The organism is Bifidobacterium miconisargentati (assembly GCF_019331675.1).
Lineage (GTDB): Bacteria > Actinomycetota > Actinomycetes > Actinomycetales > Bifidobacteriaceae > Bifidobacterium > Bifidobacterium miconisargentati.
The window spans coordinates 1-23377 of sequence record NZ_JAHBBJ010000020.1 but is presented as its reverse complement, the minus strand read 5'-3'; the positions used below and the strand labels follow the sequence as shown (position 1 = coordinate 23377).

Sequence of the window (23377 nt, the reverse complement as noted above, 5' to 3'; positions counted from 1 at the left end):
GTCCGATAAAATGTCCGATAATCCGAAGGTGGGTATCGTATGACTCCCGAGGAACTGCAGTCGCACCTGTCACAGGGCGAGGGCGTGTCGCAGGAGTTCAAGCGTTGCGGCGCGCTGCCGGAGGCGGACGTGTTCGAGACGGTGTGCTCGTTCGCGAACCGGCAGGGAGGCAGCATCTTCCTGGGCGTCGACGACGACGGGAACATCCTGGGCGTGAATCCGAAGCTGGTGCGGGACATCGAACGCAACATCGCGAACGTGACGTGCAACCCGAACACGTTCGGCCCGTCGCCGGCGTTCGAGACCGAGCGCATCGACACGGCCCATGGCGTGGTGATCCGCGTTTGGGTGCCGGCGGGCCCGTCGGTATACCGGTACAGGAACGTGGTGTACGACCGTCGCGCGGACGCGGACGTCAAAGTGCGCGACGACGCGCAGATCTCGCTCATGTACATGCGCAAGCAGAACCTGTATTCCGAACGCCGCATCTACCCGTACGTCGGCGTGGGGGACCTGCGGGCGGACCTGATCGAGCGGGTGCGCGGGATGATCCGCCTGCGCGACCCGGACCATCCATGGCTCAAACTGGACGTGGAGCACATGCTGCGCGCGGCGAAGCTGTACGGGCGCGACCGGCAGACCGGCGAGCAGGGGCTCACGCTGGCGGCGGTGCTCCTGTTGGGTTCGGACGAGGTCATTGGCGACGTGTGCCCCGCGTACCAGACCGACGCGCTCGTGCGCCGGCGCAATCTGGACCGGTACGACGACCGGCTGACCGTGGCCACGAACCTGATCGACTCGTACGACCGGCTGCTCGCGTTCGCGCAGGAGCGGCTGCCCGACCCGTTCGTGCTCGAAGACGGGATCAGGGTCAGCGCGCGCAACATCATCTGCCGTGAGCTGGTCTCGAACCTGCTCATCCACCGCGAGTACACGCACCCGTTCATCGCCCGCCTCGTGATCGGCAATGATGGTGTGCGCACGGAGAATGCGAGCCGCGCCCTGTTCGAGGGGCGCGTCACCCTGGATGATTTCAACCCGATGCCCAAGAACCCGATCATCGCGGGCTTCTTCACGCAGATAGGCCGGGCGGACGAGCTCGGCAGCGGCACCCGCAACCTGTACAGGTATTCGATGCTCTATTCCGGCCGGGAGCCCGTGCTGGAGGACGGGGACGTGTTCCGCGCGTTCGTTCCCGTTCCCGACGGCGGTGCGCGGGACGCTGCCGCGCATATGCCCGTCGTCCCCTCGGCGGAGGAGAAGCCCCCGACCACCAGGAAGACCGGCAGAATCGACGCGGTCATCCTTGACATGCTCTCCGATGGCGGGACCATATCCAGCATGGAGGCCTCCGAAAGGCTCGGGGTGACGAGCCGGACGGCCCTGCGGCATCTTACCGGGCTTGTCCGCACCGGCGTGCTGGTCGCGGAGGGTGCCGGCCGCGGCCGACGTTACCGGCTGGCGGGAACCGGCACGCGCTGAACGCCCCGGACTCGCCGCCATGGGACCGTGCCCGCGCGACGTCTCCGGCTCTCATCCGAGCCGGCAGGCATGGCTAGCGTGAGTGCGGTCATCTTGATCGTGCTTACGTTAGCCGGATACGAGTCGGCATCGATGCCGGGACCGGGGCGGCCGTGTCCCGTCCGGCCGGTCACGCGTGCCAGGTGGCGGGGTCGTATTCGGGGAACCCGGTGACGTGCGCGCACACCAGCATGGCGTAGCCCACGATCAGGCATGCCGCGATGAGCAGGTCCGTCACGGTGCGCCGCCGGATCCGGACGCCCAGGTCGGGCAGGAGCAGGGCCATGGGCGCGAGGATGGGGATGAAGTAGCGGCTCTGCATGCCGTCCGCGTACGTTCCCAGGCGGGCGGGCGTGAGGATGCCGTTGCCCACCAGCATCAGCGCGGCGCAGGTCAGCGCGTAGAAGACCACGGTCGCGATCCCGGCGACGGCTCGTTCCGGCGGGCGCATCGCGTGCTGGGCCGTGTTGGCCCTGACCATCAGGAGGGCCGTCGCCATGAGCAGGGGCGTCATGGTCGCGGTGGTGAGCTGGTTGGTCTCGCTGCCCGTGAGGAACTGGAGGTTGCGGGCCGCGTTGTGCGCGTCGAACCCGTGATTGAAGTCCAACGGCTGGACCAGTCCGACCAGCATGGTCCGCAGGAACTCCACAGGATGCGAGACCAGCAGCCGCTGCGAGGCCCGGTATTGGTCGAGCGTGAACCCCGCGCCGATCAGAGGCGGGATCCCGGACACGGTCCACTGCCACCACAGGCCCGCGCCCAGGCCGGCCGCGAACGGTACCAGCAGCGTCGCGGCGTCGGCCCGGCGCCCGGCGCGCCACATGGCCGCGGCGGGTATGGCGAGCAGGAGCAACAGGACCATGCACGTGGCCTTCGTCAACGCGGTCAGCATGCACAGCACGCTCATGGCCAGCACGCCGGGCCACCCAATCCGGGCCCTGCGGTGCAGGAACAGGACCGCGCCCGCGAACAGCAACGACACGGAATCGGTCACGGCGTCCGCGGTCGGGTACACGAACGACAGCGTGACGGCGGGCAGCACCGCCACGGCGCACACCAGATACCGGTACCCGCCGGCCAGACGGATCGCGGCCGCGACCGTCAACACGGAACACACCAGCGTGAACATGCCCGCCAGCCGGTAGTCGCCGTACCGGAAGAGCATCGCGGCCAGGGACGGATAGTAGACGACCGGCGAGTTCACGGCCGTGTTGTTATACGCATGAAAGACGCCATGCCACCAACGCCCATACAAGTCCGTGCCGGGCAGCCGTTCCGCCCACACCCGGCCGTCCATCAGCTGGTGGATACGCGACAGGTGCGCCTCCTGGTCGTTGCCGCTCGACCGCCGGTCGAACCAGACCAACAGCATGCCGCTGGACAGCGTGACCAGCAGGTACAGCAACTCCAGCTTGCAACCGCCGACCCCGCGCAACACCCTCTCGCCCAGCCGCGCCGGCAGGGGAACGGCAGAGGCCCCGGCCCCGGCCGCCATCCCGCCTTCCACTCGGCCATCCGCCCCGCATCGTCCCGACCGCCCGAACACGCGCATGATCGATCCCCCATAAGCCGTCATATGTACCGAGGCCATCGTAGGCCGGCACCCGCCCCGACCCGCATGAGGCGGGACGCGCACGGGATCGTCGTCCCGTCCCGCAATGTCACGGCCGGATGCAGAACGCCGCGTACAGGGGCACACCGTACAGGTCGTTCTCGTACCCGTAGTTCTTCGCGGACACGCGGATCGCGTAGGGCGCGTCGGCCTTGGCCATGAACCGTTTGAGGCTGGTGGCGCGCACGTTGGTGCCGGACTTGACCTCGATGGGCACGAGACGGCCGAGCCCGGTCTGCGTGACGAACTCGACCTCGTACTGCGCGCCCTCGCCGGACGCCCAGTAGTAGGCGGGCACGCCGTTGGCGGCCAGGGCCTGCATCACGTAGTTCTCGGTGAGCGCGCCGCGGAACCGCGCGGACAGCTGCACGCGCATCTCGTCCGACAGCCAGGCGCGCGCGTCGAGCCGGTACCGGTTGAACAGGAGACCCGTGTCCGCCATGTACACCTTGAAGAACGAGCCGCCGTCGCGCGCCTCCAAAGGGGCGGACGTGTCGTTGGTCTGCTCGTTCAGGGTGACCAGACCGGCCGATTCCAGCCACGCCAAGGGCAGCCGGTACTGACGTTCGCGCCCGCCCTTCTTGACGTCCGCGTACTTGAACTTGCGGGTGGTCTCCCGGGCCAGCTGCTTGGGAATGCTCTGCCACACGGCCTGCGTGGCCACGACCGTTTCGCCGGGCGCATACAGGGCGATGTCCGCGGTGTACGTGGCGTCGATGTCCGACTGAATCTCCCGCGCCCGCGCGAGGTCGGCGTCCTTCGCGTACTCGTTGACGACGGCGGGCAGGCCGCCGGTCACCACGTACCTGCGGTATTTGTCCATCGCCATGTCATGCAGGCTGAACGGCTCGCGTGACAGGTAATGGTCGCGGATCGCGTCGGCAAGCTGCTCGTCTCCCATGGCCCACAGCCATTCCTCGAAGTCGAGTGGATGCAGCGTCACCTGGCGCACGTCGCTGGGGAACGGAAGCGTGCGGTCGCGCAACGTCACGCCCAACTGGGAACCCGACGCGATGACCTTGTAACCGCCCGCAGAGGCGAAGAAACGCAGCGAGTTAAGCGCCTGCTCGCACAACTGGATCTCGTCGAACGCGATCAGCGTGGAGCCACGGCGAATCGGCTTGCCGATATACGCGGACAAGTCGGCGACGATGCCGTCCACGTCCGCCGTGTTGTGGAAGATGCCCTTCAGGCGCTCCAAATCGGTCTGGAAGTCGAAATACGCGAAATCCGCGTCCCCGAACACTTCCGTGCCCAAGCGTCTGATGCTGTACGTCTTTCCCACGCGCCTCGCGCCACGCAGCAGTAACGGCGGGGCCGACTCGCTACGCGCCCATTCCTCAAGCGTCGCGTCGATCTTGCGTCTCACGTTGCCCCCATCAGCTTTTGACACTTTTTTCTGTAAAAAAGTGTATCATAAACGCTCTTTTTTACGGAAAAAGCGTCAATCATCCTGCGGTGACATGCCCCGCCGGAAGCACCCGCCCATGCGCACGCCCGGCGACTCAACCGAAAACCTAAAGTCCCATCCCGTGTCCCTAGAAGAAAGGTTCCAGGATATGACTGGAAACAACAAGGTTTGGCGCGCGCCGCTCGCGGGCCTCGCCTCGCTCGCGATGATCGCGACCATGGGCGTGACCGCGCTGAGCGCGAACGCCGTGACGTATTCGCCGGATAACGACGTGATGGGCGTGCCGGCGTTCACGGTGACGTTCGATGCCGGTTCCCGCGGCAAGATCGGCTACCTGGGCACTAAGCAGACTGCTGATTTTCCTTCCAACACAGGCAACGGTTACAAGGTCGCCGCCCCGTACGTGGATGTGAATGATGACGCGAACTACGTGTTCACCGGCTGGTACACCGCCCCGACCGGCGGCGACCGCGTCGAGTTTGATACCCCGGCCAACACCGATACCCCCGGTGATGCCGCTTCCGAGAGTATGTCCACGAACGCCATCACGAAGGACGTAACCCTGTACGCGCATTACGCGAACAAGAAGACCCAGGGTGATCTGGTGAAGGTCTCGTTCGGCAACGACACCAAGAAGTACACCAACCCCGGCGTCTCCGGCTACACGGTTTGGCTGGCCGCCGGTGACAAGCTGGCCGACTGGCAGAAGCCGTCCGATAAGGTCGACGGCGTGATTCTGTCCTGGCCCGACGCTCTGAACGGCGCGTTCACCGCGAACAAGACCATCGACGCGACCCACACGCAGGGAGTGAAGGTCACCTTCGGCGGTGTCTATGGCAACTGGGACTTCCTGAAGGATTCCAAGGGCGTCTACGCCACGTCCAGCGAGACCGGCGAGAAGACCGCGACCTATGAGACCACTGTTGGCGGCGCGCTCGATGCGGCCCCGGTCATCTACAACGCCTCCAACACGAGCGACTACCGCGTGACGGATGCCTGGGTCGAGTCCGACGGCACCCCGTACGTGCCGGGTACGACCACCGTGTCCAAGGACACCACGGTTGTCGGCAAGAGCGACACCGCTGCCTACAAGGTGGTCTTCAAGGTCAACGACCTTGGCGGCGACCTGACCGGCGCCGCGGGCAACAGCTACGCTTTCGGCAACCCGGCCGACGCCTACGTGGCTGCCGACTCCGCGATCGCCCTGCCTGACCTGAATCTGTACGATGGCCTGTACTCCGTCAAGTGGTACTACAAGCAGACCACCGACGCCGGCACCTCCTGGCACGAGTACAACGGTCAGACCGCCGAGGCCGTGAAGCTGTCCAACGAGAACCAGACCGACCCGAGCCTGCTGACCAACCACGCGCTGACCCTGCACGCGGTCCTGTCTCCGGCCGCCTCCCAGCAGTACACCGTGACGTTCGATGAGAACTACGGCAACGGCGCCCAGACCAAGGTGACCGTGGCCAAGGGTGCCACCGTGGCCGTGCCGGCTACCCCGGTTCGTGACGGCTACCGCTTCCTCGGCTGGTACGACGCCGCCAACGGTGGCAGCAAGTTCGACTTCAACACGCCGATCGACTCCTTCACGAAGATCAACGCCACCAACACTCTGTACGCGCACTGGCAGTTGACCGCCCAGTACGACCTCGACACCCTGCTTGCCCTGACCAATGACAAGGGTCTGTACACGGACAACTCCTACGACACGTACGAGAAGGTCCGCGCCGGTATCGCCGGTGCCTCCGAGGGAGCCATCACCGGCAACAAGACCGCCGGCTACAAGGCCGACTACGCGAACGACTACCTGACGGACGCCAAGGTCACCGAGCTGACCAAGACCCTCCAGACCGCGTACGAGAAGCTCGTGTACAAGACCGACGTGCGCGCCGCCTTCACCGACGTGGACGCCCTGACCCCGCACGCCCGCAACATCTGGAACCTGACCGCCCAGGGTGTGATCAAGGGCTTCAACAACGGTGACGGCACCTACAGCTTCGGTGGCACCAAGACGATCCTTCGCCAGGACTTCGCCGCGTTCCTGTACCGTCTGGCCGGCGAGCCCGAGTTTGACGTGGCCAACGCGACCAAGACCTTCTCCGATGTGAACGCCTCCACGCCTCACTACAAGGAGATCCTGTGGGCCGCTTCCAACGGCGTGCTCAACGGCTTCAGCGACGGCACGTTCCGTGGCACCCAGACGATCCTGCGCCAGGATGCGGCTGCGATGCTGTACAACCTGGTGAAGGGCAAGAACATCGATCCGACGTTCGACCCGGCCGCCGAGCCGCAGTTCACTGATGTGAACGCTTCGACCCCGCACTACACGGCGATCATGTTCCTCGCGAAGTACGGTGTGATCCGTGGCTTCTCGGATGGTTCGTTCGGTGGTACGAAGACGATCCTGCGTCAGGACGCAGCCGCCTTCCTCGACCGCCTGCAGAACAACAAGCTCGGCCCGAACTACACCAAGGTCGACTTCGCCAAGCTCTACAAGTGAGCCCATACGGCAAGGAACCAAGACATTGAGTCCGTCCTTCCGAGCCTGACATGAGAAGGTCCCTGACCGGTTCATCACCGGTCAGGGACCTTCTCGTATTCGCCGAGGAAATTCCCTCGCGCTGTCCGTTCATGGGCCTGCGCCCATGGGACATCCGGAAGCTCCACGGCAAGTCGGAGTTCAGATCATGCGTTCCATTCGAAAACACGAGAGGGGTTCCTCTCCCAGCCGGTTTCATCACCGGTCGGGAGAGGAACCCCTCTCGTGTCGTTTCTAGCTCAGGCGAGCGTCAGGGCCGCAAGGTCCTTGGGCTCACTTGTTGAGGTAGGCGTAGATGCGGGCCAGGAACGCCGCGCCGTCCTGACGAAGCAGGGTGGCGTAGCCGTCGAACGTGCCGGCCGGGTAGCCGGCGATGATGGCGCCGCTGTACGGACCGGTGTACTCGCCGTTGAAGTAGTTGTCGTAGGCGTCGGACACGGCGGTGTTGGCGGCCCACAGGACCTCCTTGTAATGAGGAGTGTTCGCGTTCACGTCGGAGAAGGTCTTCGCGGCGGTCGTCACGTCGAACTCCGGGGAGCCGGCCAGACGGTACAGGAACGCAGCGGCGTCCTGACGGTTCACCAGGGCCGTGCCGCGGAACGTGCCGTCCGAGAAGCCCTTGATGATGCCGTTCTTCGCGGCCCACAGGATCTCCTTGTAGTGAGGCGTGTTCGCGTTCACGTCGGTGAAGATGTTGTCGGAGGCGGACACCGTGTACTCCGGGCTGCCGGCGGCGCGGTACAGGAACGCAGCGAAGTCCTGACGGTACATGCTGCCGGTCGGCTTGTAGGTGCCATCGGAGTAACCGGTGGAGATCTTCTCGTCGGAGAGCTTCTTGATGGCGCCGAAGTGCGGGGTCAGCACGTTCACGTCGGTGAACGGGGAGTCCGCGGTCTCCAGCCTGTCCTTCAGGCCCTGCAGCTGCTCGACGTAGGCGGCCACGGTCTTCGCGGTCTGCTTCGCCAGAGAGGTCACACCATCCAGGGAGGCAGCACCAAGGTATGCGTAGACCGGGTAGCCGTTGTCATCGGTGCCAGTCTGGACCCTGAGGTCGAGCTTGGTCTTGATCGTGTGACGGGCGTTGTTGTAGTTGTCCCAGGCGTCGTCGGAGGCGTTGGTGTTCACGTAGCCGGCGAGGTCGAGGTCGAGTAGCTGGCGCAGTTCGTCCTGAGCGTCGGTCAGGTACTTGGCCTTGAACACGTCGCCGTCGTTGGCCTTGTAGCCGGTGGAGCTGTTGGTGAACGACTTGGCGTCACGGTAGAAGACCGTGCCCTTGGCCCAGCCCTGGAACACGTAGCCGTCGCGGGCCGGGGCTTCCTGCCAGGCGATGGTCGCGCCCTGCTTGGCGGACACGTCGGTCGGCTTGCTGCCGTTGTAGTCAGGGTCGAACGTCACGGTCGAGCTCGTGGCGGACAGGGACACCTTGCCGTACAAGTCCACAACAGCGCCGCCGTTGGCAACGTCCTTGGCAGCTTCACCAGCGTACAGGTTCGTGTAGGACGAGTCAGTGTACCAACCGTCGAAGGAAAGGGTGCCGTCGAGCAGGTCCGGGGTCGTGGTCTCGATGGAATCGGTCGAGGTCACGTACTGGTCTTCGGGAGTGGAGGCGAAGTTGTTGTTGAGGTGGTACTGGATCGTCACGACGGTCTCGTCGGAAGCGGAGGAGGTGTCCGGAGTCAGGACAGCCCATTCGCCGGACTTGACCTCGGGCAGGGTATCACCGTCGACGAACTGGTCCACAGTCTGGGTCTTGCCGTCGGTATCCAGGTAGCTCACGGTCCACTGGCTGATCCACTTGCGGGCGACGCCGGCACCGGTGGTCTTCAGGTAAGCGGGGATGTTCACGACGCCGTCGGCGGTCTCGGCGCGGTACTCGGCACCGTTCTTGTCCTTAACGGACACCTTGGTCGCCGTGTTGTACTTGACATACACGCGAGTGGTCGCCGTGACGGCCGCGGAGAAGTCGAACTCGGTGGCGTACTTGTTGGTCGTGTAGAAGCCCGCGAGGACCTTGCCGTCAACGGTGGCGTCGCTGGTGGTCCAGTTCTCGGTCTTGTCGACCGGCTTCTGCCAGTCGGCCAGACGATCGCCGGAAGCGAGCGTGATGGTCTTATCAGCGGAATCGACGTTGCCGTCCTGGTTGTTGTCGGCGTACTTCAAGCCGTTGTCGTTCTGGAACTTGACCGTGACGGTGTTCTTGGCCCAGTGGGCGTACAGGGTGGTGTCCGCGTACACCGGGGAGTCCACGTCGAACAGCTCTCCGTCAGCCGTGTACCAGCCGGTGATCTTCCAATCACCAGCGCCATTGGAGGCAGTGGCCGGGCTCTTGTAGTCCGTATCCTTGGCCAGCGTGTAGGCGTCGGCGTTCGAGCCGGACAGGGTCACGTCGAAGTTCTTGGTCACGGAAGTGCCATGACGGCCGTTGAGGTCGAACGTGACCTTGACCTCCGGATCCGCGGCGTTGGCCGTGCTCGTCGCCACACCCATCGTGGCCAGCATGGCCACGGCGGCGAGGCCCGCGAGCGGCGCGCGCCAAACCTTGTTGTTTCCAGTCATATCCTGGAACCTTTCTTCTAGGGCTATAGGTGCAAGGCGCCGCGGCATTCCGCAATAGAGCATTCAGCGTCATATCATGAAAGCAAGCTGGAATTCAGCTGACTTTCAGAGCAGAAAGAAGGAGTTTTCATGAAAAGCTTGCGTTTTGTGGCGAAAATCGTGGCGGTTTCGTTGGCGGCGGCCACTCTGATTGGTTCTTCGGCTGTCACTGCGTATGCCAACCCCGATTCGGGCCCGTCCGCGAATTACACGGGCTGGTATGAGGTCAACGGTCAGAAATACTGGTACGAGAACGGCTCGCAGGCCCGCTCCAAGGAAATCTATGATCCGGGCTCGAACGCTTGGTATTGGATCGACACGGACGGCACCATGGCCCGCAACAAGGACGTGTACCTGCCTTCCAGCGGCGGCAAATGGGTGCGTTATGACGAGAATGGTCACATGCGCAAAGGCGAGGACTACCGCAACGGCGGATGGTACTACTTCGACCCCGTAACCGGTGCCATGGCCAAGGGCATGCGATTCGTACCGTCCAATGGCGGCAAGTGGGTGTACTACGACTGGATCACCGGCAAGATGGCGCACGGCGAGCAATACGTCAATTACGATGCGGCCCACACCGGCTGGTATCTGTTCGACGTGAACACGGGCGCCATGTTCCACGGGGATACGTATGTACCGTCCAGCGGCGGCAAGTGGGTGCGGTACGACCGCGTCACTGGCAAGATGGTCAAGGGCCTGCAGTCGCAGGACGGTGCATGGTACTACTTCGATCAGGCTACCGGCGCTATGACCCACGGCAATGCGTGGGTTCCGGAATGGAACAAGTGGGCCCACTTCGACGAGGTGACGGGGCGCTACACCGGCGACGGTGCTGCTCCGGCACCAGCACCGAATCCAACTCCGAATACGGGTAACGGCAGTAACAACAATGGCGGAGCCGTGTATTACAAGAACTGCGCTGCGGTTCGTGCGGCTGGCAAGGCACCTTTGTATCGCGGACAGCCGGGATACAGGCCTGCACTGGATCGCGACAATGACGGCATCGCATGTGAGTGGTAGCGGAGAACTATTGTGAACCTATCTACCAGGCTTACCCATGGCGCGATTGTACTCATTGCGGCAATGGCTTTATCGTTCGTCGGCACAGTTCCGGTTAGCGCTGATAGTATTGCGACCGACAATACTTCAGACACGTCCATCGCGGAAACCGAACCGAACAACAGCGCGAGCACGGCGAACGATCTGGCCATTAACGAAACCATCAACGGCACCATGCAGGATGGCAACGATCAGGACTGGTACCGTCTCACACTATCCACTACCCAGCGCATTTCCATCACGGTGAATAACGATCCCGGTACGGAAGGCAAGTGGACTGCCGTGCTTGCGGCCGGACCTGTTGGCCAGTACACCATCAAATCGCATACCTGGGAAGCGAGCGCTACCGAGTACACGGAAGAAGGCATCAGTCTCGAAGCCGGCACGTACTATATCCGCATCCTTGGCGGTGCGGAAGGACTCCATTACTCACTCACCGTGGGCAATGGTGTTGTTCCCGCGGTGACCGTGACCTTTGACACGCAAGGCGGTAATGACGTCGTCTCTCAGAAAGTCGCCAAAGGCTCGACCGTCTCCATACCGGAACCTCCCACACGCGAAGGTTATGCGTTTACCGGCTGGTATACGGCGGCCGAACTTGGCGACTTGTTCGACTTCGACGTGCCGGTCAAGCAGGACATGACGGTGTACGCCCATTGGTCCGAGATCAAGACTCCCGAACCAGAGCTGACGAGTCCGTTCTCTGATGTGGTCAAGGGTGTGACGCCGCATTACGCGGATATCCTGTGGCTGGCGGACCGGCAGATCACGACCGGTTTCTCGGATGGCACGTATCGTGGCATGAACGCGGTGAACCGCCAGGACATGGCCGCGTTCCTGTACCGTCTGGCCGGTTCCCCGGCGTTCACGCCGGACTGGTCGAAGAACCCGTTCAAGGATGTGAATGAGGGGAGCGCGCACGCCAAGGAGGTGCTGTGGCTGGCCTCCACCGGCATCACCAAGGGTTACCCGGATGGCACGTTCGGCGGCATGCGTCCGGTGGTGCGTCAGGACATGGCCGCGTTCCTGCACCGCCTGGCCGACTATGAGAAGGCGGATGACCCGTCGGGCGAGGCGAAGGAGTTCACGGACGTCACCGACCGGACGCCTCATGCGGGGGACATCGCCTGGCTGTCGAGGACCGGCGTGACGACCGGTTATGGTGATGGTTCGTTCAGGGGTATGACGGCCGTGTACCGTCAGGACATGGCCGCGTTCCTGCACAGGATGAAGGACAACGTCCTCAAGTAACGGCGTGAGCAGGCCGCGCGGCGGTGAACCGTCGCGCGGCTTTCGATGGTGGACCCTTGTTCTGGCTCCCCTCGGGGAGGGGAGCCAAGGATCGGACATCGTGTTTCTTGCGAGTTTCCTGAAGAACGCCTCGAATCTGCCTATAATTTTCGTGATGGCATTGGTGCCATTTCACACCTAAGGGGGGCGTTCATGGGAAACAGAACATCCATTGCAACCAAATTGTCCGCAATCATGGCCGCGACAGCATCATGCGCGGCATTGGCAGTCGGGTTCATCGCAGTGCCGGCGCAAGCGGCATCGTGCACCCTCGGTTCAAGCACCGTAGCGGAATGCTTCCCGGACCGGGCGCTCGCATCCGCGGTATCCGAGGCGGCCTCCATCGGTACCAATGACACGCTTACCTATGACAAGGCCGCATCCATTCGCACACTCATCCCCGACTACTCCCTTGCAGCCGGAATCCGTTCGCTCGAAGGCCTTGCCAATCTGCCGTCCTTGGAGCACTTCAGCACGGCCAATGCGGCCAGCCTGACCAGCCTCGACGGCATTCGCGGTTCCAACTCACTCAAAGAATTGACGCTCGGCAACGCCTACAAGCTGTCGGACGTGGACGCGGTGCGGGATGTGCCGTCTCTGGAATACCTTTCGCTTGAGAAGACCCCGCTGACGAATGTGAGCGCATTCCATGACATGCCTAACCTGAAGAAATTGGGCGTCACGCAAGCACACATCGCTTCCGTGGATGGTCTGCGCAATCTGCCGTCCCTCATCGAATGGAACTTCGCCGGCCAGACGCTGACCAAGACGGTCACTGTCGCCAAGGGAGGTCGCATCACGGTCGATGTGCCGACGACTTTCGGCCGCAACCCCGATTTCGTCTCGTCCATCTGGAACAACGGCACCTATGACTCGTCGGCGAATACCGTCACTTGGATCGAGGGCGCCGGCCATGATAGCGCCTACCGATTCGATTGGAGCGCATCGGTTCATACTGAACCGCTTGGCAACTATTCCGGCATCATGACAGTCAATGTCACGGTGAAGTCGAACACCGGGCGCTTTTCGGACGTGAATGCCCAGACTCCGCACGCCGCGGATATCGAATGGCTGGCCAACAGCGGCATCACGAAGGGCTATTCGGACGGTACGTTCCGCCCCGCGGCCACGGTGAACCGTCAGGACATGGCCGCGTTCCTGTACCGTCTGGCCGGTTCCCCGAACTACACTCCGGACTGGTCCAAGAACCCGTTCACGGACGTCACCCCGTTCTCCTCGCATGCCAAGGAAATCCTGTGGCTCAACTCCACAGGCATTACCAAGGGTTATCCGGACGGTACGTTCGGCGGGACGCGCCCGGTGGTGCGTCAGGACATGGCGGCATTCCTGCACAGGCTCGCGGACTACATGCGCGCCTCCTCCCCGTCCGGCCAAGGCAAGTCCTTCTATGACGTATCCGGTAGCACCCCGCATGCCGAAGATATCAACTGGCTATCCAAGACCGGTGTGACGAGCGGCTACGGTGACGGCACGTTCAGGGGTTCCCTCCCGGTGGTTCGTCAGGATATGGCCGCGTTCCTGCACAGGATGAGCGTCAACGTGTTGAAGAAGTGATCTAGTAAGGAAGAGAATCCATGAGCAAAGGCAAACTGATTGCGGCCATCGCCGCGACGGCATGCATGCTGTTCGGCACCGCGGCACCGGCGTATGCGAGTTCCGTACCGACCTCGAAGGACTTCCTGGAATGGATGCAGGAGCAGCCGCTGACGTCCGATCAGCAGCAGGATGTCAGCGATGCGCTGGATCTGTTCAGCGACGCACCTGACGCGATTCTCCAAAAGACGGAGCTCGGCAATGTGCAAGATGCCACGTCGTTGCGCAATATGATTATCGCGTCCGGCAGCGTACTGAACCGTATACAGCAGCTGCGCCAGCAGGACGGTGGTTCCAGCACGTCCGTCTCCCTGACCAACACCATCCAGGCGCAGCTCAACGCCAACTACTCCACCTACTCGCGGAACCATTCCGGGTGGTTCCCCTTCCCCGGTGCTGAAAACCTCGCCATGGGTTACGATGATCCGACCGAAGGCTGGTATGACGAGGAGAAACAAATCTTCGATCAGGCGGCTGCGGCGGATCCGCAGGTGGAGGAATGCCGATATGATACGTTCTGCTCGAATGCGCCTTCCGGCGTCGGCCACTACCAGAACATGGTCTACCCGGAGTTCGATTCCGTCGGCCTTGCTGTCTCCCACCTTGGCTGGACCACATGGGTGGAGGACATCAGCCCCAGCGACGGCACCTTCACGGTGAGTGAATACCAGCGGTATCTTGCCGAATTCAACAGCCAATTCATCACGTTCGAGGATGTCACCGATGCGACCTCGCACGCCGATGACATCTACTGGCTCGCCAAGAAGGGCATTTCCACTGGTTGGAATAATCCGGATGGTACGAAGGTGTTCCGGCCTACGGCTCAGGTGACCCGTCAGGATTATGCGGCGTTCCTGTATCGTCTGGCCGGCAGTCCGGCGATTGGCGCGACGAGCAAGTCGTTCAGTGACGTCAATGCCTCCACGCCGCATCATGACGCGATCCTGTGGGCCGCGTCCAACGGCATCATCAACGGCTACGGCGACGGCACATTCCGCGGCATGGCCTCGATTCAGCGTCAGGACGCGATGGTGATGCTGTACCGTCTGGCCGGCAAGCCGGACACCGCGATCACCGGGTTCACGGATACCGGCTCGCTGTCCGTCGAATTCCAGACCGCGGTCGCATGGGCCAAGTCGTCCGGCGTATCCACCGGCTACTCCGACGGCTCGTTCGGCGTGGGCCGGACGATCATCCGTCAGGACATGGCCGCGTTCCTCCATCGCGCCCAGCCGCAGGTGGATGGGAAGTGGTGAGCCGCTCGTTTCCGACGCCCAAAGCCAGCCGGCATACCTTATAAGAACAATCCCCGCGTGAGGCTCGTTGTTTTGCGAACATCACGTGGGGATTGTTCGTTCGACCGCCCGTTGGCACCGGAACGCTTATCATTGTGATGGCATATACTGCTTATATTTCCGTACAATGCTTAAGGTAAATCACATGTCAATGTTTAAGTTTGCCAACGTTCTGCTGGAAACGAACCCCAGGTCGTTGAGCTACCCCTCCCTTTACTGTGTGGCCGACAGCCCTGTGGTATATGACGAGAAGAGCGGCGAATGGCTGATGGTCAATCGCGGCAACTACGATTTCAGCACCTATTTCAACGGCCTGTCCGTGGCCAAGCTGCTGAAGTTCACCACGGCCCAGCGTTTCTTCCTGCACCTCGAGCTCAAGGGCGCCGCCTGCAAGGTGTACCAGACCTTCGGCGGTTCCTTCGACGCCCACCCGCAGGTCGTTTCCGAGCCCAAGGCCGTGCTGCCCCAGTCCGACGACTGGCAGACCGTGGACTTCGAACTCGATGTGGATAGCACCATGGTGCTGGCCGGCTTCAAGATCGAATCCGAAGGCCGACTGGCGATCCGCAACAGCTACTATTCGCTTGATCTGGCTCAGGACCCGCGCAACATCGAACTGGTGGTGGCCACCACCACCTTCAAGAAGGAAGCGTTCATCGAGCGCAACATCGGCCTCGTGCACGACCAGATCATCGAGTCCGGCGAGGACATCGCCTCCCACTTCCACATGTACGTGATGGACAACGGCCGCACGCTGGACGCCAAGGCCCTGTCCTCCGAGCGCATCATCGTCCGTCCGAACGACAACGTGGGCGGCGCCGGCGGCTTCACCCGCGGCATGATCGAAGCCATGGAGCAGACCCCCGAGGCCAGCCACATCCTGCTTATGGACGATGACGTGGCCGTCTCCCCGGAGAGCATCAAGCGCACCTACAACCTGCTGCGCATCCTCAAGGACGAGCATCGCGAGGCCTTCATCAGCGGCGCCATGCTCAACTACGAAATCGGCGAGGACCAGTGGGAGGACGTCGGCTTCATGACCCCGCAGGGCACGTTCGCTCCGTGCAAGCCGATGATGCGCATGACCCAATACGCCGACCTCGTCTATAACGAGGAGTTCAAGCCCAGCAGCGTGCAGCGTGAGCAGATGTACGCCGCCTGGTGGTACTGCTGCATCCCGATTTCCGCTATCAAGCGCAACGGCCTGCCGTTGCCGGTGTTCGTGCGCTGCGACGACGCCGAATACGGCATTCGCTGCCATCCGACGTTCATCACCATGAACAGCCTGTGCGTGTGGCACATGTCCTTCCATGAGCGCTACAACGCCGCCGTGGAGCGTTACCAGACCACCCGCAACACCATGATCGCCCAGGCCACCACCGGCATGGCCCCCAAGTCCGACTTCCTCAAGGAGCTGCACAACAACATCCGCCTTGAGCTCAAGAAGTTCGGTTACGAAAACGCCGAGCTGTGCTTGGATGCGTTCGAGGACTTCCTCAAGGGCCCCGGCTTCATCAGCAAGCCGGTCGCGGAGGGTTGCTTCATGCAGGCCAACCGCAACAAGGAACAGCTGGTGAACTTCGACGAGCTGCAGCGTCAGGCGGACGCCGACCCTGATCTCAAGGGCTTCAACCTGCACGACGTCGACCGTCAGCTTATCGACGGCGACAAGCCCCGCTCCATCGCCCAGCGCCTTGAGGACCTGGCCACGGACAACGGCCAGCGCTACCTCAAGAAGCCGGGCAGCGGATACGCCGTCATCCCGCTGGTGGGCTGGGCGTATCCGGCCGGCGCCATCCACGGCAAGAAGAAGCTCATCGTCATCGACTGGTACAACCGCAAGGGCGCCATCCGCACCAAGGATGTCAAGCGTTACGCCCAGATCAAGGCCCGCTACGCCAAGGACCTGCGCTACTACAAGGCCAACATCGAACGCCTGCGCAAGGACTACGCGGCCGCCCGCGCCACGCTGACCTCCGTGGCGTACTGGAAGCACTACCTGAAGATGGACTGAGGCATACGGTAAGGTATTACTCCCGTGAACAAACTCATCGAATCGATTCGTGAGCGCTATGGCTACTCGCTGGTGGTGCTTCGTGGACTGGTGAAGACCGATTTCAAGCTGCGCTACCAGGGCTCGTTCCTCGGCGTGGCCTGGTCGGTCCTGAAACCGCTGATGCTGTTCTGCGTGATGTACGTGGTGTTCGGCAAGTTCCTGCGCATGTCCGACGGCACCCCCACCTACCCGGTGGTGCTGCTGCTCGGCATCAGCTCCTGGCAGTTCTTCCAGGAAGCCACGTCCGTGGGCCTGCGTTCGGTGGTGGACCGCGGCGATCTGCTGCGTAAGATCCATTTCCCGAATTACATCGTGGTGGTCTCCGCCACGGTCGGTTCGATGATCAGCTATGCCATCAATCTGGTGGTGGTGCTGATTTTCGCACTGTTCGCCCGTGTGCAGTTCACTTGGCGCGTGCTGCTGGTGCCGTTGAGCATCATCCAGCTGTATGTGTTGGCGCTGGGGGTCACGCTCCTGTTCGCCACCATGTACGTGTACTTCCGTGACGTGGCGCATATCTGGGACGTGCTGCAGCAGGTGCTGTTCTACGGCATGCCGATCATCTACCCGCTATCCTATGTGACGAGCCGTGGCGGCATCCTGGCCGTGCTGGCCCGTTTGGAGCTCATCAACCCCATCGCCCAGGCGATTCAGGACATCCGGCACAACCTCATCGCCCCCGAAACCCAGCCGACCATCTGGAACCAGTTCGACCAGTGGTGGGTCAAAGCCATTCCGCTGCTGCTGACCGTCATCCTGCTTTGGCTCGGCGTGTACTTCTTCCGCCGCAACAGCCGTAAGTTCGCGGAGGTCATGTGATGAACACCAAAACCAACAGTTTCGATCAGGCTCCTGTGGTGCTCTCCGTGGAGCACGTCGCCAAATCCTTCAAACTGCCCACCGAGCAGGCCACCGGTCTCAAGCAGGCCTTCATCAACTGGACCAAGGGCATCAAGGGATACAAGGAACAGCGCGTGTTGCGCGATATCTCCTTCGAGGTCCATCAGGGCGAGTTTTTCGGCATCGTGGGCCGTAACGGCGGCGGCAAGTCCACGCTGCTGAAGCTGATCTCCGGCATCTACGTGCCGGACAAGGGCTCCATCACCACCAACGGCAAGCTGGTGCCGTTCATCGAGCTTGGCGTGGGCTTCAACCCCGAGCTCACCGGCCGTGAGAACGTGTACCTCAACGGCGCGCTGCTGGGCTTCACCCATGAGGAAGTGGAGGCGATGTACGACGATATCGTCGCCTTCGCCGAGCTTGAGGAGTTCATGGATCAGAAGCTCAAGAACTACTCCTCCGGCATGCAGGTGCGTCTGGCGTTCTCCGTGGCCATCAAGGCCCAAGGCGACATTCTGGTGCTCGACGAGGTGCTGGCCGTGGGCGACGAGGCGTTCCAGCGCAAGTGCGACGCATACTTCTCCGAAGTGCGCGAGGATCCCACCAAGACCGTGATTCTGGTGACTCATGACATGGCGGCCGTGAAGAAGTACTGCAACCGCGCCATCCTCATCCGTGACGGCGAAATCGCCGCCAGCGGCGACAGCGGCACTGTCTCCGAGCAGTATACGCTCGACAACCTCGCCCAGGAGAAGAAGGACGCCGAACGGGAACGCGAACGTCTGGCCAAGAAGGCCGAGCAGAAGTACCCGAACGGCCTCAATGAGCGTTGCCCGATCCTCAAGACCATCGCGGTCTCCCCGCAGGTGTGCGTCTCCTCCGAACCGTTCAAGTTCGACGTGGAGTACCAGTTCGACGAGGACACGGACTTCTATCTGGCCGTGGCCGTGCATGACATCCGCCGCGGCGGCATCCCGTACGATACGGGTTCCAAGACCTTCAAAATGACCAAACGCGGGCATCAGGTGGCGCATTTCGAACTGCCGCTGGACCTGTTCAACAACGGTGAGTTCCGTCTGCTGGTGTCGTTGCGCACGCCGAACCCGAACAACGACGAAATCACCGATGCCGTGGCCGTCGCACTGGACGACAACGCCTGCGAGTTCGTGATCCGCGACCCTCGCAACACCAAGAACTACGCGCTGCTGAGCGATCGTGCCATGCACATCACCCAGCTTGACGACTGACGTTGGAATCGAGATCATCCACGTGCAGAAACGTGTGAAATACCTGCTCATTGCAGTGGCTTTCCTTGCGGGGTGCGTGGTGGCGGGCCTTGCCGTGGCCTTTGCCACCACGCCGTCGACACAGCAGGAAGTACATCGCAATGCCGTGCCGAGTGCCCAGAAAAACGATGCCAAGCTCACCGTCACCCTGCCCAACTACTACAGTCCCGGCATGGTGATGCAGCGCGGCAAGTCGTTGGCGGTCAAGGGCCAGGCCTCCGTGCAAAGTTCGCTGACCGTGACCATCACGGATGGCAAACGGACTTCCTCAAGTACGATACGCACGGCCAAAAACGGCACGTTCACGGCGTCGCTGAAGGCGTTGCCCGCCCAGTTGGATCCGTACACGCTGACCATCGCAAGCCATGGCAAGACCTTGGCGAAGGTGAACGAGGTGTACATCGGCGACGTGTTCCTTGCCGCAGGTCAATCCAATATGGAATACGGGCTCCGGCAATACCTGATCGATCCGAACATCGCCAAGGACAGCGACGGCAACACGGTAATCAACCGTGCCGATTTCCCCCAGACGGTATCCGACAAGAACATCCATTTCATCATCACCGATGACACGGTCACCAACGATGCCGTGAGCACGGATCTGGACCTTCCGCTGAAGGACTACTGCGCCGATCAATGGCTCCCGGCCGTGGGAACCGACGCGACGCATATGGGATACCTGCCGCAGCTTTTCGCCGAACGGCTGCGCGAACAATCCCCGAAGGTGCCGATCGGCATCATCCAGACCGCATGGGGCGGCACGGACATCGCGCCGCATATGCAGGGCGGCAAGATCTACAGACACCACATCCAGCCATTGGAGAACACGCACGTCGCCGCAGTGCTCTGGTACCAGGGCGAGGACGACGCGGCGACCAGCGACCGCGCCTTGGCATACCTGTACCGGTTCACCACGCTGATCGGCCAATACCGGGCGGCGTTCGGCGAGGATGATCTGCCGTTCCTCTACGTGCAGCTGGCGCGGTACGGCAAACAGCCGTACACCGCCACCGTCCGGCAGGCGCAGGCCGATGCGTTGCGGACCGCGGCCAACACCAAGAATCTGGGCATGACCGTCGCCATCGATACGGACAAGGGCACGTCGGCCATCATCCATCCGCTCGGCAAGGACATCATCGCCGCCCGTATGGCCGATCAATGGCAGGCGATTCGCAAGGGGACGACCATCCCCATGGGCCCAATCGCCGAACAGGTCAAGACCGATGAGGACGATCCCGGCACCGCAACGGTGTCCTTCTCCGGTCAGACCGGTCAGGGACTTGCCGCCATGACCCCGGTATTGTCCAAGAAGGCCACGGCCGACAGCTATGCCAAGCCGTCCACCGCGTCGCTTCGGGGATTCGAGGCTGCCGGCGCTGACGGTAAATTCGTGCCCGCCACCGCGACCATCAATGCGGACGGCAAGACGCTGACCATTACCGCGGACGGCATCGAGACCATCCGTCAGGTCCGGTACCAGTGGACGGGTTCGCCCTCGCAGACGCCGTTCCTGTATAACGAATTGGGACTGCCGGCCAGCCCGTTCTCGTTGAGTGTGGATCGCGTACTCGAGTGAACACAGAAGACGTCTGATGAATCGGGCGTGCGAACATGCCGTTTTCGGCGGAATAACGCCAAAATTGTCTCCCTGAATGAGGTACACTGCGTGCCTGAGAAGAACAGGATTCTTGAGGTACGCAGATCCCCTGCGGGAGAAGAGTGGGATATGAAATCTTCATCGAAGATTATCTCGTCGGCATTGTCATGCTCGCTGATGTTTGGCTCGGCGGCGTTGGTGCTTCCAGCCGTGGCATATGCCGAAAACGTCGATACCGTCGTTGCGCAGCAGCAGGCGGCCGAAACGCCGGCCGCACCATCCGCTACGCCGGAGCAGCCTTCCGATCAGACCGCACCGGTCTCGCCGGAATCGTCCGGAAATGCCACGATCCAGGAGAATCAGGCACAGGCGCAGGCCGACGACGATCAGCAGACCGTTACGCCGACCACGGAAGATCCCGACACCACCACGCCCGATACGCAGCCCGGTGACGGCGATACCCAGACCGTACGCAACGGATGGCAGACGGATTACCTCAACGGCATTCCCGTACGTCACTGGTATGACAACGGCGTGATGGCCCGCAACAAGGAAGTCTGGGATTCGACCACCAACCAGTGGCTGTGGTTCGACGCCGACGGCATGCAGGCCCGTGACAAGGACGTGTACATGCCGAAGGCCAAGAAATGGGTCCGGTATGATCTCAACGGTTACATGATCAAGGGCCGCGAGGACTACCGCAATGGCAAGTGGTACTACTTCGACGCCGTGACCGGAGCCATGGCCAAAGGCATGACCTACCTGCGCAAGGGCAAGAAGTGGGTCTATTACGACTACGTCACCGGTCAGATGCAGTATGGCGCGCACATCGTCAACGGCCGTCACCTGTATTTTGACCCGTACACCGGCCGCCAATGATCCAGGGATGAGATCATCGGACTGGTGATAAGAACCGCGCAGGCATCCTACGGCAAGGATATCGACGCCGCCGGGGCATTGGATAAGCAACACGGTCTGCTGTGCCCGTACGGCCCTTGCATGGAATGGATCTGGTGGGTGTATCAGAAGGCCGGTCTGAGTCCCTTCCTCAGCGACGGCGCGACCAGCGGTTGGCCTCACCACAACTTCGACTGGTACCGGTCCCGCGGCCGCGTGAGCTGGACTCCGCGTGTGGGCGACCTCGCCTTCTACAAGTGGTCGAGCCAGGAATGGGGTCGTGACAAGTCGGCGACCCATGCGGCGATTGTGGTTGGTGTCGAACATGGCCACGTCTACGTGGCGGACGCCGCTTTCGACAATATCGACGTACGCGATGCCACAGTCCGGTACGGCTACGCGCTGCAGGGTTACGCGCACCCTTACTACAACGAGTAGCGGCTCCCAGCGCTGAAAAGAAGGCTCTGTAAACCAAGATTGACATGGTCCCCATTCTTGGCTCCCCTTGTCAGGGGAGCTGGCGGCGAAGCCGACTGAGGGGTAGTCCGATGGAATGCATGTCACAATTCTGGTTTAACAGAGTAAACAAAATGGGCGGATTCCAAACGGAATCCGCCCCTCGCGTCGTTGTATCCTCAGATCACTTGAAGATCACTTGACGCTCATCCTGTGCAGGAATGCGGCCATATCCTGACGGTAGACCTTCACGCCCACGCCGAACGAACCATTCGGGTAGCCATTGGTCACACCGGTCTTGGACAGCCAAGCGATGTCCTCCGCATGAGCGGTCGAAGCGTTCACATCGGTAAACGTCTTGCCGGCACCGGAGGCGGCAGGGCCGCCGAACTGATCGGCGTAACGCTTCAGGAATGCGGCCATATCCTGACGGTAGACCGGCACGCCCACGCCGAACGTACCGTTCGGGTAGCCCTTGGTGATGCCGGTGGAGGCAAGCCACCAGATTTCCTTGGCATGCGAGGTATTGGCGTTCACATCAGTGAAACGAGCCTGATCCTCAGCCGAAGGGGTGTAGGCCGGGCTACCGGCCATACGGTAGAGGAATGCGGCCATATCCTGACGGAACACGGCTACGCCCACGCCGAACGAACCATCCGGGTAACCCTTGGTAATGCCTTGCTTGGAGAGCCAGACGATATCCTGCGCGTGCGAGGTGCTGGAATCGACATCGGTGTACAGGTCGTCCGCCTCGTTGGAGTCATCGCTGTAGCCGAAGCTGCGAGCCAGGTTCCAGATCACGGCCTTGGCAGCCGGGTCGGTGACGGTGATCACGCTGCCGTGGCGGTTCGGAATGTTGGCGCCGTTCTGGCTCTTGGTGGTGATGCGCTTGGGTGCGGTCCAGCCGGAACGCAGGTTGGTGGACTTGGTCACGAACTCGCCGGCCTTGCCGTCGGCGTGGCCATACGGGTAGTCCTTGAGCTTATCGGTGTACATGAAGTACTTGCCCTTGTACTTGGTCAGGGACGGGCCTTCATAGCCGGTGATGACGTTGTCGTTGACTCGCGTCCATGCGTTCGGGTTCTGTGCCTGGTTCAGATCGGTGATGCTGTAGATCTGGTTGGTGACGCCGTCCTTCTTGATGCTCAGGTAGTAGGTGCCGCCTTCCTTAAACAGGGCGCTTGTGTTGTTTTCGTGGGTGTGGGTTCGTCGTTGAGCCGTTGAGGGAGTAAGAGAAGAGCGCTTCCTGGGTAGGATGTTTTCGACCAAGATAAACAAGCAACCAGCAAGCGCCTGATGAACA

The 23377-nt window shown here is 62.0% G+C and carries 16 protein-coding genes; 12 read left to right on the top strand and 4 right to left on the bottom strand.

All coding sequences use genetic code 11. The features are described from left to right. Positions 1–39: 39 nt before the first annotated feature. Positions 40–1482, top strand: coding sequence for an RNA-binding domain-containing protein (locus tag KIH81_RS10785; protein WP_214305321.1), 1443 nt, complete (start codon positions 40–42; stop codon positions 1480–1482). A 169-nt stretch (positions 1483–1651) separates the two neighbouring features. On the opposite strand, the gene KIH81_RS10780 is transcribed toward KIH81_RS10785, so the two are convergent. Together KIH81_RS10780 and KIH81_RS10775 are read right to left on the bottom strand one after the other, a co-directional pair. Then, on the bottom strand, positions 1652–2926 hold the full coding sequence (locus KIH81_RS10780) for a glycosyltransferase family protein (protein WP_214305320.1): 1275 nt from the start codon (positions 2924–2926) through the stop codon (positions 1652–1654). Between the two features lie 256 nt (positions 2927–3182). Then, a complete protein-coding gene (locus tag KIH81_RS10775) occupies positions 3183–4502 on the bottom strand; it encodes an ATP-binding protein (protein WP_214305319.1) in 1320 nt (439 codons plus the stop codon). Between the two features lie 190 nt (positions 4503–4692). On the opposite strand from KIH81_RS10775, the gene KIH81_RS10770 reads away from it, so the two are divergent. Then, entirely contained in the window at positions 4693–7047 is a 2355-nt protein-coding gene (locus KIH81_RS10770) for an S-layer homology domain-containing protein (protein ID WP_214305318.1), read from the top strand. Positions 7048–7359: 312 nt separating this feature from the next. Here the strand turns inward: KIH81_RS10770 and KIH81_RS10765 are convergent, their stop codons facing one another. Beyond that, positions 7360–9642 carry an S-layer homology domain-containing protein gene (locus KIH81_RS10765; protein ID WP_214305317.1) on the bottom strand — a complete coding sequence of 761 codons (2283 nt, stop codon included), beginning with the start codon at positions 9640–9642 and terminating at the stop codon, positions 7360–7362. Between the two features lie 129 nt (positions 9643–9771). On the opposite strand from KIH81_RS10765, the gene KIH81_RS10760 reads away from it, so the two are divergent. From KIH81_RS10760 to KIH81_RS10715, 10 genes are all read left to right on the top strand, one after another. After that, complete coding sequence (locus KIH81_RS10760; RefSeq protein WP_219054854.1) at positions 9772–10704, top strand: excalibur calcium-binding domain-containing protein; 933 nt, start codon at positions 9772–9774, stop codon at positions 10702–10704. 63 nt (positions 10705–10767) lie between these two features. Then, a complete protein-coding gene (locus KIH81_RS10755) occupies positions 10768–11994 on the top strand; it encodes an S-layer homology domain-containing protein (RefSeq protein WP_214305316.1) in 1227 nt (408 codons plus the stop codon). Between the two features lie 192 nt (positions 11995–12186). Further along, complete coding sequence (locus KIH81_RS10750) at positions 12187–13608, top strand: S-layer homology domain-containing protein (RefSeq protein ID WP_214305315.1); 1422 nt, start codon at positions 12187–12189, stop codon at positions 13606–13608. Between the two features lie 20 nt (positions 13609–13628). Beyond that, positions 13629–14903, top strand: coding sequence for an S-layer homology domain-containing protein (locus KIH81_RS10745; protein ID WP_214305314.1), 1275 nt, complete (start codon positions 13629–13631; stop codon positions 14901–14903). Positions 14904–15087: 184 nt separating this feature from the next. Continuing rightward, a complete protein-coding gene (locus tag KIH81_RS10740) occupies positions 15088–16956 on the top strand; it encodes a glycosyltransferase family protein (protein ID WP_214305313.1) in 1869 nt (622 codons plus the stop codon). Positions 16957–16980: 24 nt separating this feature from the next. Then, a complete protein-coding gene (locus tag KIH81_RS10735) occupies positions 16981–17817 on the top strand; it encodes an ABC transporter permease (protein ID WP_214305312.1) in 837 nt (278 codons plus the stop codon). Next, complete coding sequence (locus tag KIH81_RS10730) at positions 17817–19085, top strand: ABC transporter ATP-binding protein (RefSeq protein WP_214305311.1); 1269 nt, start codon at positions 17817–17819, stop codon at positions 19083–19085. Before KIH81_RS10735 ends, KIH81_RS10730 begins: the two co-directional genes overlap by 1 nt. Next, entirely contained in the window at positions 19075–20700 is a 1626-nt protein-coding gene (locus KIH81_RS10725) for a sialate O-acetylesterase (RefSeq protein ID WP_214305310.1), read from the top strand. Before KIH81_RS10730 ends, KIH81_RS10725 begins: the two co-directional genes overlap by 11 nt. Before the next feature lie 231 nt (positions 20701–20931). Further along, a complete protein-coding gene (locus tag KIH81_RS10720) occupies positions 20932–21600 on the top strand; it encodes a PspC-like choline-binding domain-containing protein (protein ID WP_214305309.1) in 669 nt (222 codons plus the stop codon). Positions 21601–21624: 24 nt separating this feature from the next. Then, positions 21625–22056 (top strand): CHAP domain-containing protein, encoded by a 432-nt coding sequence (locus KIH81_RS10715; RefSeq protein ID WP_214305308.1) that lies wholly within the window; start codon positions 21625–21627, stop codon positions 22054–22056. A gap of 213 nt (positions 22057–22269) precedes the next feature. Here KIH81_RS10715 and KIH81_RS10710 read toward each other — a convergent pair whose 3' ends face one another. Continuing rightward, positions 22270–23343, bottom strand: coding sequence for an S-layer homology domain-containing protein (locus KIH81_RS10710; protein ID WP_214305307.1), 1074 nt, complete (start codon positions 23341–23343; stop codon positions 22270–22272). Positions 23344–23377 lie beyond the last annotated feature (34 nt).